This is a genomic window from Pseudorhodoplanes sp. (assembly GCF_035565855.1).
Taxonomy (GTDB): Bacteria; Pseudomonadota; Alphaproteobacteria; order Rhizobiales; family Xanthobacteraceae; genus Pseudorhodoplanes.
Genome location: NZ_DATMRX010000023.1, coordinates 1 through 12,692, shown reverse-complemented (window position 1 = coordinate 12,692; position 12,692 = coordinate 1). Strand labels below are relative to the sequence as shown.

Annotated in this window: 12 protein-coding genes and 1 pseudogene; 8 read left to right on the top strand and 5 right to left on the bottom strand. The window is 62.8% G+C overall.

Going from position 1 to position 12,692, the window contains the following annotated elements; all coding sequences use genetic code 11:
• The coding region (locus VN004_RS01305) for a hypothetical protein (RefSeq protein ID WP_325606298.1) at window positions 1–335 on the bottom strand (335 nt) is incomplete at its 3' end.
• A 1,177-nt stretch (window positions 336–1,512) separates the two neighbouring features.
• Between VN004_RS01305 and VN004_RS01300 the strand changes: the two genes are divergently transcribed.
• Window positions 1,513–2,496 (top strand): tripartite tricarboxylate transporter substrate-binding protein, encoded by a 984-nt coding sequence (locus VN004_RS01300; protein ID WP_414710213.1) that lies wholly within the window; start codon window positions 1,513–1,515, stop codon window positions 2,494–2,496.
• Between the two features lie 90 nt (window positions 2,497–2,586).
• A complete protein-coding gene (locus VN004_RS01295; RefSeq protein ID WP_325606297.1) occupies window positions 2,587–3,663 on the top strand; it encodes a tartrate dehydrogenase in 1,077 nt (358 codons plus the stop codon).
• 199 nt (window positions 3,664–3,862) lie between these two features.
• Here the strand turns inward: VN004_RS01295 and mepA are convergent, their stop codons facing one another.
• Window positions 3,863–4,786: a penicillin-insensitive murein endopeptidase gene (gene mepA, locus VN004_RS01290; protein ID WP_325606296.1), complete on the bottom strand. Its 924-nt coding sequence runs from the start codon at window positions 4,784–4,786 to the stop codon at window positions 3,863–3,865.
• A gap of 94 nt (window positions 4,787–4,880) precedes the next feature.
• Between mepA and VN004_RS01285 the strand changes: the two genes are divergently transcribed.
• From VN004_RS01285 to VN004_RS01275, 3 genes are all read left to right on the top strand, one after another.
• Window positions 4,881–5,369, top strand: a complete 489-nt coding sequence (locus VN004_RS01285; RefSeq protein WP_325606295.1) for a L,D-transpeptidase — start codon at window positions 4,881–4,883, stop codon at window positions 5,367–5,369.
• Between the two features lie 145 nt (window positions 5,370–5,514).
• A complete protein-coding gene (locus VN004_RS01280) occupies window positions 5,515–6,504 on the top strand; it encodes an AraC family transcriptional regulator (protein WP_325606294.1) in 990 nt (329 codons plus the stop codon).
• A gap of 159 nt (window positions 6,505–6,663) precedes the next feature.
• On the top strand, window positions 6,664–7,080 hold the full coding sequence (locus VN004_RS01275) for a hypothetical protein (RefSeq protein WP_325606293.1): 417 nt from the start codon (window positions 6,664–6,666) through the stop codon (window positions 7,078–7,080).
• 82 nt (window positions 7,081–7,162) lie between these two features.
• Here VN004_RS01275 and VN004_RS01270 read toward each other — a convergent pair whose 3' ends face one another.
• Window positions 7,163–7,405, bottom strand: coding sequence for a YegP family protein (locus VN004_RS01270; protein WP_414710212.1), 243 nt, complete (start codon window positions 7,403–7,405; stop codon window positions 7,163–7,165).
• 183 nt (window positions 7,406–7,588) lie between these two features.
• Between VN004_RS01270 and VN004_RS01265 the strand changes: the two genes are divergently transcribed.
• Genes VN004_RS01265 through VN004_RS01255 form a run of 3 tightly spaced genes read left to right on the top strand, consistent with a single transcriptional unit; the run spans window position 7,589 to window position 10,084 of the window.
• The gene (locus VN004_RS01265) at window positions 7,589–8,176 is read left to right on the top strand and encodes a nucleoside deaminase (RefSeq protein ID WP_325606292.1); all 588 of its coding nucleotides are present in this window, start codon (window positions 7,589–7,591) and stop codon (window positions 8,174–8,176) included.
• A gap of 59 nt (window positions 8,177–8,235) precedes the next feature.
• Window positions 8,236–9,117 carry a hypothetical protein gene (locus VN004_RS01260; RefSeq protein ID WP_325606291.1) on the top strand — a complete coding sequence of 294 codons (882 nt, stop codon included), beginning with the start codon at window positions 8,236–8,238 and terminating at the stop codon, window positions 9,115–9,117.
• Window positions 9,118–9,166: 49 nt separating this feature from the next.
• Complete coding sequence (locus VN004_RS01255; protein WP_325606290.1) at window positions 9,167–10,084, top strand: lipase family protein; 918 nt, start codon at window positions 9,167–9,169, stop codon at window positions 10,082–10,084.
• A 526-nt stretch (window positions 10,085–10,610) separates the two neighbouring features.
• Here VN004_RS01255 and VN004_RS01250 read toward each other — a convergent pair.
• Together VN004_RS01250 and VN004_RS01245 are read right to left on the bottom strand one after the other, a co-directional pair.
• Window positions 10,611–12,029 (bottom strand): DUF4041 domain-containing protein, encoded by a 1,419-nt coding sequence (locus VN004_RS01250; protein WP_325606289.1) that lies wholly within the window; start codon window positions 12,027–12,029, stop codon window positions 10,611–10,613.
• 137 nt (window positions 12,030–12,166) lie between these two features.
• A pseudogene (locus VN004_RS01245) lies at window positions 12,167–12,692 on the bottom strand (elongation factor 4); the annotation flags it as partial.

Sequence of the window (12,692 nt, the reverse complement as noted above, 5' to 3'; positions counted from 1 at the left end):
GGGCCTTGCACCTGCGCTTGCGCCGGCTTCTGCTTTGCTCGCTCGCCGGTCACATGGACCGCCGGGAGCGTTGAGCCGGTCGAACCGGTCGAGGCCGGCCCCGGATCGGCCGCAGGAGCCTGAGTCGCTGCGGGAGTTTGCGCCGCTGCAGGCTGCACCGCGGGGGCGCGAGCCGGCAACGCCGAGGCTTGAGCCGCTGCGGCGACGGGGGCTGCGGAGGCCTGTGCCGAGGCGGCTGGAGCCTGCGCCGCTGCGACGCTGCAGCAGAGCGAAACCACGGAAGCAGCCGCGAATACGGAGGCAGCTCCGCTGAAAAGGGCGCGACCTGCGGTCATGGAATGAACTCTGGTTTGCATTGACGATCCCCGCATCTGCATCGCCTATCCACGCGCCGCCCGATGCCGAAGTCAAGCCGACGGATATGATTCGTCGGCATCAATGCGATGTTCCGGCTCGGCCGTTGCTTGCGCGCCTCAGTTCCGGCGACGGACATCGGGCATAACGCGCGACATCCGGAATGACGCTCAACCCCTCGAAGCGCGCGGGAGGTAAACGGAGGCCAGCATCCGAACCGCGAAACGTGGCCTGAAATGCAAAAATGGCCTATGCGGGCGCGCCCGCATACGCCATATGATTAGACACCATGAGGCACCACACCAAATCGAAGATTTGGGCAGCCGACGTAAAAAGGTTAGAAAGGGGCCGGTCGAAACCGGCCCTTTCTCGACCTAAGCCGTCAGTACTTGGCGACGACCGGCGCCTTGCCGACCGGTGCCTTGCCGTACATGGTGCAGCCAGCAGCGCTCAAAAGAGCAAGCACTGCAGCGGTTGCCATCAGACACTTCTTCATTGGGAGCCCCCAGGTGAATCAACACAACCCACGATAAGACCGTAAAGCACGGCCCACTAGTGCAGATTTACAACACCCCATTAACTAAATAATTAAAACGGCCAGCTTTCCACCGGGTGTTTCGCCTCCAATCTCACGATTTTTCAACCCGCGGCTGCCTGCGGGCGAAAGACGAGCCGATCGCGCCCATCGGCCGCGTCTGAACAGGGCAACGCGCCCCACACCACGGCACCCTTTCTCGTCCATGGGACCCCCGCCGATCGGGTCATCACGCCCGGCATGCCGCAACGCAGTGAGGACGACGATGCGGCGCCCTGTGACGGAGTGAGCCCACGCCCTGTTATTCCGGCCAGGCGGCACATCAACCGCGGGATTGAAGCCAACAAGTCCCGCGACGACGAATGCGATCTGTATGCCGGACGTCGACGTCGCGCGCGCATCGCGCAATGTGCGCTTGCTCCAGATCGAACGCGCTGAAGACTTCCCTCGACTCGACGACGCTCACAAGCGGATCGTCATTCAACAGCGACGGCGCTGTAGCACTGCACGCGCATCCTGCGCTCGGTGCTTCCTTCAGGTCCGATTGACCGGGGTTGCGTTTCATAGCTCAATGGCCGCAAGCGCCGCAAAAACAAGGGCGCGACCAAGGGCAGGAGAAAACCATGAGCCTTGCATCGCGCATGCTCACCATGGCGGCTGGCCTGTTAGGCGCAAGTGTCATCACCGGCGCCGCCACCGCGCAGGTGAATTATCCCGACAAGCCGATCATGATGATCGTCCCGGCCGCCGCCGGGGGACCGAGCGACACCGTTGCGCGTCTCGTTGCGGAAGCGATGAGCGCAGAGCTTGGGCAACGCATCGTCATCGAAAATGCGGGCGGCGCCGGCGGTTCGATCGGCGCAGCACGCGTCGCGAAATCCGCTCCGGACGGATACACGCTTCTGCTTTACCACATCGGCGTTGCGACCTTCGGCGCGCTCTATCCGAACCTGCCCTACAAGCAGGACGAGGCTTTCGATTCCGTCGGCCTTGTTACCGAAGTGCCGTTGACCCTCGTTGGCCGCAAGGGATTGCCGCCGGAAGATGTTTCGGCCTTGCTCGCCTGGCTGAAAGGAAAGGGAGCCGGCGCGACATTCGGCACCGCCGGTGTCGGCGCGGTGTCGGATCTCTGCGGCCGCCTGCTGATCGATGCGACGGGCATCAAGCCGACTGTCATTCCCTACAAGGGAACGGGACCTGCGATGAACGATCTCGTCGCCGGGCAGATCGACTTCATGTGCGATCAGACAACGAACACGACCAATCACATCAAGTCGGGCGGCATCAAGCCCTACGCGGCAACGACGCGCAACCGCATCGCCGTGCTGCCGCAAATCCCGACCCTGCTCGAGAGCGGCGTTCCGGGCTTCGACCTTTCGGCATGGCATGCGATCTGGACGCCGAAAGGCACGCCGGCTCAGATCCGCGAGAAGCTGTCGGGCGCGCTGCAAAAGGCGCTCACCGATCCCAAGGTGATCGAACGCTTCGGCACGCTCGGCACCGCGCCCGTGGCGGCGCAGATGGCAACACCCGCCGCACTCGACGACCGCTTCAAATCGGAGACTGCGCGCTGGAGCAAACTTCTTGCGGGCGCCGCGCAGAAGTGAAAAAGCTCAGGCGCAAACAGGCGCGTGCGCACGACCGGGCCACGCGCCTTTTCCTTTGCTTCTGAACCTCAATTCGAACGGACCTGATACATGCGGACCCACAAGATCGCGGCCATTGGCGGCGACGGCATCGGACCGGAAGTCATCGCAGCCGGGCTCGAAGCGCTCGCGGCTTGCGCGAAGCGCGATGGCGGATTTGCGCTCGACGTGACGCATTTCGACTGGGGTTCGGACTACTACAGGAAACACGGCGTGATGATGCCGGACGGCGGCGCCGACCAGCTTCGCAAATTCGACGCGATCTATTTCGGCGCGGTCGGCGCCCCCGATATTCCCGATCACATCACGCTCTGGGGCCTCCGCCTCGCGATCTGCCAGCCGCTCGACCAGTATGCCAACGTGCGGCCGACCCGCATCCTGCCGGGCATCACCTCGCCGCTGCGCCACGTCACCGGACCCGAACTCGACTGGGTGATCGTGCGCGAAAATTCGGAAGGCGAATATGCCGGCGTCGGCGGCCGCGTGCACAAGGGGCTGCCGGAAGAGGTCGCGACCGATGTCGCGATGTTCACCCGGCCCGGCGTGACGCGGATCATCCGCTTTGCCTTCGAGCTCGCCCGCTCCAGGCCGCGCAAGCTCCTGACGGTCGTGACCAAATCGAATGCGCAGCGGCACGGCATGGTGATGTGGGACGATATCGCCGCAGAAGTCGCGCAGGATTATCCCGATGTGACCTGGGACAAGATGCTGGTCGATGCCATGACGATGCGGATGACGCTCCGCCCGCAGACGCTCGACACCATCGTCGCCACCAATCTTCACGCCGACATTCTGTCCGATCTCGCGGCCGCGCTCGCCGGCTCGCTCGGCATTGCGCCGACCGCCAATCTCAATCCGGAGCGCAAGACGCCGTCGATGTTCGAGCCGATCCACGGCTCGGCTTTCGACATCACCGGCAAAGGCATTGCGAACCCGATCGGCTCGTTCTGGACCGGCGTAATGATGCTCGATCATCTCGGCGAGAAGGAAGCCGCGGCGCGTCTGATGAAGGCGATCGAGCGGGTGACCGCGGATACGGCGCTGCATCCGCCCGATCTCGGCGGCACGGCGACAACCGCGCAGGTCACGGCTGCCGTGGTGCGCGCGATCGAACGGGAGAATGAGTGACGCCGATCGTCAGGTTGAACCCGCGCCCTTGATCCGTTCGCCCGCGCGCAAACGGGGACCCAGAGTCTAGGGTCATGCGGCCATTCTCCTGCTGTCATCGCCCGCGAAAGCGGGCGGTCCAGTCCATACAAGCTGGATGCCCCGCTTTCGCGGGGCATGACAGAAATGGGTGACGCGATTTCGCCTCAACCGAAGCCCGCTAATCCGCCATCAGAACCTGACGGCATTCCGCCGGCAACGCACTCATCGTCATGTGCTTGCGCGGCCGGTCCGCCTTCGGCTCCTCCGGATGCAGGATCTTCGGCTTGAACCAATAGGCGAGTTCAGCGTCGCCACAGCCTTCGCCGGCCGATACCGGCGGCTGGGGCTTGCAGCTCGTCGAATCCTTCGGACATCCGAGACGGACATGGAAATGATAATTGTGCCAGTACCAGGGGCGCACCTTGTGCAGCCACGAGCGATCGCCCTTGGCATCCCGGCACAGCGCCTTCTTGATCGCCGCGTTCACCAGGATGCGCTCGACCCGCGGATCCTCTGCCGCCGCCTTGATGATGCCGACATGGCCAGGCGTCCAGATATTGGGATCGACGTCGAGCTTGTCGGGACGCACGACATTCGTTGACATCATTTCCTCGCGCTCGCGGCGAGTCAGCTCGCGATCGGGCATCGGCCGGAGCCAGATATCGACGTCGAGGCCGATCTGATGGCTGCCATGTCCGGTCATCATCGGACCGCCGCGCGGCTGCGCGAGGTCGCCGACCAAGAGACCGTTCCAGCCGACCGTCGGCGCCTTCTCCGCAAGCCGTTCGAGAAAATCGATCAGCTCCGGGTGGCCCCAATTGCGATTGCGGGACAGCCGCATCACCTGCCAGTTCTTGCCGTTGACGGGCAAGGCGACGGCGCCGGCGAGACAGCCCTTCGTGTAGAATCCGACGGCGCGGGCCTGCAGATTGGCCGGCGTCGTCTTGCGGCCGAACAGATCCTTCGCGGCAGTCTTCGGATCGTCGGGATTGGCGAGCGGCGGCAGTGGTTTCGGATCGACCGTTCCCTTGTCCTGGGCCGACGCCGCGCCGCCGAGACCAAGCGTCGCAGCAAGCGCGAAAGTGAACAAAAACACCTTCATCCGACCGCACCTCTTAACGGTATTTTTGCGCGCCGACTTTACATGCTTGGTGAGCGTCTGGAAGCTGTTTGCGCGGTACAAGATGGATTTTGTCATGCGTCTGTTTCCTTGCCTTGCCGCACTTGCTTTCATCGTTGCCGCGCCCGCTGCGCAGGCCGAAGTCGTCGTCCGGGTCGACAAGTCCGCCCAGCGCATGTCCGTCATGGTGGATGGTGTGCAGAAGCACGCTTTCGTGGTCTCCACGGGACTTGCCGGCGGTCCCCCGAACGGCACCTACAAGCCGCAGCGGCTCGAGCGCACCTGGCATTCGCGTCTCTTCAACATGGCGCCGATGCCCTATTCGATCTTCTTCCACGGCAACTACGCCATCCATGGCACCAACCAGATCAAGCGCCTCGGCAGTCGTGCGTCCAAGGGCTGCGTGCGGCTGCATCCGCGCGATGCCGCGGTGCTGTTCGAACTCGTCCGCAAGCAGGGCATGGCCAAGACCCGGATCGTGATCGAGCCGTCCAGCCGCCGCGCGGAAGCGACACCCGACAACCCCGCCGTGACCGCGGCCGCAGCGGCGCCAAAGGTCGAGTAGAGCGGCGATCGCTGTCGCGCGGACGCCGGTTCTGGCGCGTAACGGCCTTTTTGGGCAACAACTGGCGGTTGACAAGCGCCGGTTGCATGGGTCTTTTCTGACCCCACGTCCGCATGAATTGATCATTCGTCCGCTCGGGCAGACCATGAGCAGCGATACGCTTTCAGACGTGTTGCGTGCGGTGCGGCTCACCGGGGCCGTGTTCATCGATGTGGATGTGCGGTCCCCTTGGGCGACCTTCGCGCCGCATTCACGTCACCTGATCCCGCTGATCATGCCGGACGCGCAGCATCTCATCTCCTATCATCTTGTCACCGAGGGCGAGTGCTACGCGGTCCATAAGGGCCACGAGCCGGTAAAGCTCGAAGCCGGCGACATCATCGTCTTTCCGCATGGCAATCACCATACGCTCGCCAGCGAGCCGTCGCTGCGCGCTCCCGAAAGCTTCGATCTGGCCGATGTCGATCTGTCGTCGCAACGGCCGTGGAAGATCAGAGGCGGCGGAAACGGCAACACGCACATCAAGCTGGTCTGCGGCTTTCTCGGATGCGACGTGCGCCCGTTCAATCCGCTGGTGGCGGCTCTCCCGGCGCAAATCCATTGCAGCGGCAAGAACCCGGACTGCAGCGCGCGCCTCAACCATTTTTATCAGATGGCGGTGGCCGAATCGCATGGCCAACGCATGGGTGGCGAAAGCATTCTCGCCAAGCTGAGCGAGCTCTTGTTCATCGAGCTGGTGCGGATGCATCTCGAATCGCTGCCCAAGGAGCAGACCGGCTGGCTCGCCGGACTGCGCGACCGCCATGTCGGGCATACGCTGTCGCTCATGCATGCGCAGCCGGCGCGAAACTGGACGCTGGAGACGCTCTCGGCAGAAGTCGGGCTGTCGCGATCGGCACTCGCGGACCGCTTCGCCGATTTCGTCGGCCTGCCGCCGATGCAATATCTGGCGAAATGGCGCATGCAGATCGCGTCCGGCCTGCTCACGCAGGGCCAGGCCAACATCGCCAAGATTGCGGTCGATGTGGGCTATGAATCGGAGGCCGCGTTCAGCCGCGCCTTCAAGAAGGTGGTCGGCATGCCACCCGCCGCCTGGCGCAGAAGCCGCCAGAACGGAGCCCAGGCGGACCATTGAACCTCGCGGCATCCGGCCGCGACAAAGGGGTTCGTATCACGATCATAGGATCGTGAGGCCGGCTGCGGTCGGCTTTTCAGTCAAGAGAGGCGGACACGTGATCATGGCCTGGGCAGAGGCCGGAGCGCATATGCCGCGCACGAACCGATGGAGACTGCCATGACCTCCGAGGTCAATTCCGCATGCGCGCCGCGCATCATTGCACACACACGGAACGAGCTGGCTTTCGCCCTGCGCCGCCAGCTGCATATTGCCTTCCGGCGTTTCGTTCGCCGCGTGGCAATCATAAGAAAACGTCTCGCGGAGAGGTCGCAGCATCATCGCGAACTCGAGCTGCTGATGCATGCCGACGATCGCCTGCTCGCCGATATCGGGCTCACACGCTTCGATGTCGTGGCGACGGCCCAGGAAAGCCGTGGCCTGTTCGGCCGCCGCGATGCCCTGAATGCCGCCGCCGCGCGGCGCGACGAAGCGATTGCGGTGTCCCAGGAGCGGCGGGATTACCTGCGGCATACGCAGGCGCCGGCCCTCGTCCCGGCCTTGCCCTGCGTCGTGGAGACATCGAATTTCCGCTGAATGATGCGGAGCGCGACGAATCCGTCGCATAGGCCGGCAAGATGGCCGTTTGGCCCGGCTCATCTTGCGGGCCGCGCTGCGCCTAGGCCCTCTTCTTTTTCTTTGCCGCTTTCTTCGCAGGCGTCTTGGCAGCCGTCTTGGCAGCCTTGGTGTTGTCCACGACGGCAGCGCCGGGGCCATTCTTCAGGATCGACTTGATCGCATTGTTCGCCGCGGCCTTTGACGAATAGCCCTCCGAAGAGAACATCTTCTCGCCGTTCGGCGCCTTGAAGCGCACGCGGAATTCTCCGACGCGGTCCTTATAGATCTCGAATGCGTACGGCATTTGCCCTCCATTGATTTGCCTCGCGCCGGCACCCTCAGAGCGCGCGGTTGCGAAGTCAAGTCCGGCGCTCGCGACATCCAAAGAATGCGAGCGGGATGGCGCCCGTCTCTATGGCCATCGCCGGACCGAATCGGTCAAGCTTGAACGGCATCTTCTATTTGGCAGGGTCATTCGGAGCGGGCGATGAGAAGCAAAGCGCCATGCTGCATCGCAAGCCGAGATGGATGCTTTCATCCGACGCGGCGTTTCGTGATTGCGGGTCTTGGTGCGACCGCGCTCGGCGCCGGACGCGCCTTCGCCGCCGACAAGGCGCCGCCCTCCGCCGCGGACGAGCGCTTCATGCGCATGGCGCTCGAAGAGGCGCGGCGCGCCGATTTCCCGTTCGGTGCTGTGATCGTCCGTGACGGCAAGGTGATCGCACGCGGCGGCAATCGCGGGCGCGCGCTTCACGATCCCACCGCGCATGGCGAGATGGTGGCGATCCGCAATGCGGTGCGCTCGCCCGGCGCCGAGGCGTTGCGCGGCGCTGTGCTCTACACCACCGGCGAACCCTGCGCGATGTGCATGGGCGCGATCATCTGGTGCCATATCGGGCGCGTGGTATTCGCCGCTTCGATCGACCAGCTCGCCACCTTGATGGACCAGATCATGGTCACCAGCGCCGATCTCGCCGCAAGAGCGAAGTTCGCGCCGGTGGAGATCACCGGCGGCGTGCTGGCGGACGAGGCGATGGCGCTGTTCCGCGCCAGGGTGAAGAAGCCACCGGCCTAGGGTCCCGGAAAGCCGATGCCCATGGTAGGACATGGCCAAGACACCGGACCGTCCCTGCCATGCGCGATTACCTTTCGCAGAATGCCACCCAGATCCTCGACGGGCTGCTGTTCGGCGTCGGCGTGCTGGCCGTCTATCTCGGCGCGGTCTTCACCGGCGCGCTCGTTCGCTCGCTGGGCGGCGCCGGCAGCAGAGGCATTCTGCTGGCGGGCCGCTACGCGCAGGGCTGGTTCGATTATCTGCGCGGCGACGATCGCCACATCGTCAATGTCACACTCAATATGGTGTGCGACAACCATCTGAAGTTCAACACGCTGGTGGCGGATCGCAGGATCTGGTCGGTCTGGCCCAACGCCTATCAGGTGGCGCTGATCCGGCGGGCTGCCAAGCGCACGACGGTGGAAAATCCGGTCGTGATGTTTCCGCGCCGGCCCGCGCAGCGGCCGAAATCCCTGTTCGGCCGCGTCCGCAGCCGCATCGCCGACAAGCTCCATGGCGTGGTCGCAAGCGGACAGATCGTCGAGAACGGCCGGCGCCGGCGCGTGCGCCGGAAGCGGGAGGACGATTACAAGGCGACCTACGGCCCGCTCATCAGCCTGATCAGCGAGAAATGCGCGAACGACCACGCGCTCGACCTCTCCCTTGGCCGGCCGATGGCCGAGCATCGCTTCGTGATCGCACTCACCTTCGAAAAGCTGCACGACCATAGGGCGCGTCACCTGCGGGCCATGGTGATGTACGAACCGATGCTGCTGAACCTGCCGGAGGAATGCCCGCGCGTCGATTTCGAGGAGCACAAGACGCGCTATCGCACGCTGCAGGCGATCGCCCGGCTCTACCGGGCCAATCCGGAATGCTTCGGCATCGTCAAGGTATGGCGGCCGGTTGAGGCTGTGGCAGGGCAAGCGGATTTGCTGACCGGGCGCATCGCGGCGGAGTAGATTTGTTTCGATACGATATGACCCCTCGCCGCACGTCGTGAGGTCCGGCATGAGCGATATCGGCACATTCACCAGCGACGACCTGAAAAACATCCCGACCTTTCGCGCGGCCTATTCCGACCGGACCGCGCTCCTGATGGCGAAGCTCGCCCATCGCGCCTACGAGGTTTTCGACAGTGACGACACCGCCTGGGCAAAGTTCAAGGATGCAATCTGCGCAGACGGCTTTTCCGGTTGCGAGCACCTCATCGATCGCGACATCGGCACCGCCGGCTTTGTTGCCGAAGGCGACGAAATCATCGTCGTGGTGTTTCGCGGAACCGACAACACGCTGGATTGGTGGACCAACTTCAATACCGATTTCGTGGTCCTGCAGGGCGGCACGCGCGTCCATACCGGCTTCTTCCAGGCCTATTGGCCGATCCGCGAGAGGATTTTTGAATTCATCATCGCGGCGCTCCGCAAGAAGAAGCGTCCCGTCTACATCACCGGCCATTCGCTTGGCGGGGCGCTGGCGCTGATGGCGACCGCGGAGCTTGCCAACCACGAAGACTTCGATGTGCGCGAGTGCATTGCGGCCTGCTACACGTTTGGTTGCCCGCGCGCCGGCGACGCTTCGTTCGATCTCTACGTGAAGGCGCCGCTCTATCGCATCACCAACGGCGTGGACATCGTGCCCGCCGTGCCGCCCGCAATATTCGGCTATCGCCATGTCGGCGACACGCGCTATTTCGGCGCGACCGGCACCTCACCGTCACGGCGCTCGCCGAATATTTTTCAGAAGGTCTGGGGCACGATCCTTGGCCTGCCCGCGATCGTGCATTCGTTCCGGCTGCAGAACATCGCCGATCACAGCATGAGCGCCTATCTCGGCAAACTCTCCGCCTGGGCCGACAAGAATATTCAGGAAACGCGAGAGAGGCGCACAGAAACCGCGGACCCGAAGGTGAATGCGGTGCGGTATTGAGTGGCGTCGGACATGGCGGATCGCCCCTGTTGTTTGACGGCGCGGGGACGCCGGTGCCCCTGTTTTCATTTCTCGCGCGAGAAATGAAGCGCCGGGAGGCGCCAGGGGCTTGCGAGGCCCCTTTGGCAGAGCCTTGCGATCGGCCCCGCCGCGCGCCTCGGAAGAACAGCCACGACGCGTTCGCGGCTCTTCTCCGGAGGCGCGCGGGCCCAGTGACGTAGGGCCCAGCGCCTCCCGGCGCTTCATCGGTGGGGTGGTTAGCAGGAAATAGGAATAAAGTCAAGATACGGCTACGCTCGCATCGCTCATGTGAGAAGCCCGCCGACGCCGGGCGTCTCGAAGCAGTGAGGCTGCAAACGGGCCGCCCTTTCATCCTTCGAGACGGCGGCTTCGCCGCCTCCTCAGGATGAGGGCGGAGAAAGAGACATCGATTGGCGTGGACCGTCTCCCGCAAGCGAGAGGGAAAGCCTCACACATCCACCTTGAGCGCGGCGATGAACGCCTCCTGCGGGATGTCCACCCTTTGCTACGCGGACTTTAGGTATTGCAACGGCTCCGAACGAAGTGAGGGATTGTTACGCAGATTAAGAACCTGACGATATTCCAACGCCTCCGGAATTTCATGAAATTCAAGCAGCTCGCCACTCAGCTCCCGCAGCAGTTCTTTAACTTCGAGCGGGCTCACGCGGAAGAACTCGCGCCTCTGATTGATGAGATTAACTCGAGCATGCGCCAGCCGCTCGTGGAGCGCCGCCTCGATCCCGACCGCATCGTCCGAGAAGAACAACGCGTGCGTGTCGAAATTGAATGGCACCGATGCATCACTGAGCTCACGGATTCGATCGCGCGGGTCCAGCCTGCGCGTCATCCCGATCTTGACCATGCTCTCGCCAAATGACCCTATATTAGAAATAACATACACGTAACCGGCACGAACGTTGGCGGCGCGGAAATCAACGCTTTCGATGTTATGCTGCACTTCGTCGAGTTGCTCGCGAATGCGAGCCGCGCCAGCGTCGTCGCCTTTTGCCAGTAACACATCGAGAGCATTGGCGTAGTGCTGTCGCTCTTTTTCCAGACGCTGCTTTTCCCGCTCAATCTCCTGCTGAGCTTTTCGCTCCTCACGCAATCGCTCTCGAGCAAGACGCTCTTCTTCCTTGCGTTCGGCCTCCTTCTGCAAGTAGTCGGCAGTCAGCGTCAACTCGTCAATGCGCAGTTGCAGATAGGCCGGCGAGATGCGGAGCTTCAATGCTCTTCCCAGCCGCTCGATTGTCTCAGCAGACTTCTCTAGCCTTCCAATGGCGGAAGCGAGTTTGTACGGTTTCAGATCGCGCACGAGCGCATCGGCTTCCGTGTTGAAGGCTCTCAGCATCAGTCTCGAATAGTCACGGACCATGGCCTCACCCTCAATGGAAGATCCATTGACAGTCCAGCCGTCGTCCGCAAGGACCGCGCCGCCTTCGATTTTAGCCCACGCCTTGATGCTCTGTTGCAATTGTTTCAGAGCATTGGAATACGCGACAACATCACTGAGGCGGTGGTGATATTCATAGATCCCCACTTCTTGCAGCAGCGCAACTTCGTCTGTCTCGACTATTTTTTGCTGAGCGAGCGCGAGCTCTCGCTGCGCCGCTTCGGTAAGCTCTTGAGATCTTTGCTGTACGATCCGGAGGCGTTCCTCCTGCAACTGGATCTGGTGTAGCAGATTTCGATGCTTGAGCTCGATCTCCGTTAAAGAAGCGGCACCCAATTCATTCAGCTGCTCGGTAGCAACCCTTCTCAGGCCTCGCTCTTTTTCCAGCTCATCGCATAGTCGCTCGTTTAGAATTATGATCCTGTCGAGCTGATCCAGGATCACTTCGCGCTCGCTGCGGATCTTTTGCAGTTCTGCGGCCAACGTCCGCGCAAACCGGCGCACCCGAAACCATGGGATGGAAATTTCCATGACGTTTCTCGCGCTTACGGCACAATCACCGTATTCGCACTCAAAGGTTGCATTTCTGTATACGGTGAAACTTGGAATTTCAGTGCCGGTTAAGCGATTTGCTGACCCCCCGCGCGGACGCGCAGAGGCCGCAAAACCTACACATCCACCTTGAGCGCGGCGATGAACGCCTCCTGCGGGATGTCCACCTTCCCGTATTGGCGCATCTTCTTCTTGCCTTCCTTCTGCTTCTCCAGAAGCTTGCGCTTGCGGGTGGCGTCGCCGCCGTAGCATTTCGCCGTCACGTCCTTGCGCAGCGCGCGCACAGTCTCGCGCGCGATCACCTTGCCGCCGATCGCGGCCTGGATCGGAATCTTGAACATGTGGCGCGGGATCAGGTCCTTGAGCCGCTCGCACATGCCGCGCCCGCGCGCCTCGGCGCTGCCGCGATGAACGATCATCGACAGCGAGTCGACCGGCTCATTGTTGACGAGGATGCTCATCTTGACGAGGTCGCCGGGGCGGTGGCCGATCTGGTGATAGTCGAAGCTGGCATAGCCGCGCGAAATGCTCTTCAGCCGGTCGTAGAAGTCGAACACCACTTCGTTGAGCGGCAGTTCGTAGGTGATCTGCGCGCGGCCGCCCACGTAAGTCAGGTTCTTCTGGATGCCGCGGCGGTCCTGG

What these genes read in the sequence shown, in the direction of transcription:
- VN004_RS01260 (WP_325606291.1), top strand. Translation starts at nt 8,236, where the DNA reads ATGCGCGATTACCTTTCGCAGAATGCCACCCAGATCCTCGACGGGCTG.
- VN004_RS01250 (WP_325606289.1), bottom strand. Translation starts at nt 12,029, where the DNA reads ATGGAAATTTCCATCCCATGGTTTCGGGTGCGCCGGTTTGCGCGGACG.
- VN004_RS01265 (WP_325606292.1), top strand. Translation starts at nt 7,589, where the DNA reads ATGAGAAGCAAAGCGCCATGCTGCATCGCAAGCCGAGATGGATGCTTT.
- VN004_RS01285 (WP_325606295.1), top strand. Translation starts at nt 4,881, where the DNA reads ATGCGTCTGTTTCCTTGCCTTGCCGCACTTGCTTTCATCGTTGCCGCG.
- VN004_RS01300 (WP_414710213.1), top strand. Translation starts at nt 1,513, where the DNA reads ATGAGCCTTGCATCGCGCATGCTCACCATGGCGGCTGGCCTGTTAGGC.
- VN004_RS01295 (WP_325606297.1), top strand. Translation starts at nt 2,587, where the DNA reads ATGCGGACCCACAAGATCGCGGCCATTGGCGGCGACGGCATCGGACCG.
- VN004_RS01280 (WP_325606294.1), top strand. Translation starts at nt 5,515, where the DNA reads ATGAGCAGCGATACGCTTTCAGACGTGTTGCGTGCGGTGCGGCTCACC.
- VN004_RS01255 (WP_325606290.1), top strand. Translation starts at nt 9,167, where the DNA reads ATGAGCGATATCGGCACATTCACCAGCGACGACCTGAAAAACATCCCG.
- VN004_RS01270 (WP_414710212.1), bottom strand. Translation starts at nt 7,405, where the DNA reads ATGCCGTACGCATTCGAGATCTATAAGGACCGCGTCGGAGAATTCCGC.
- VN004_RS01275 (WP_325606293.1), top strand. Translation starts at nt 6,664, where the DNA reads ATGACCTCCGAGGTCAATTCCGCATGCGCGCCGCGCATCATTGCACAC.
- mepA (WP_325606296.1), bottom strand. Translation starts at nt 4,786, where the DNA reads ATGAAGGTGTTTTTGTTCACTTTCGCGCTTGCTGCGACGCTTGGTCTC.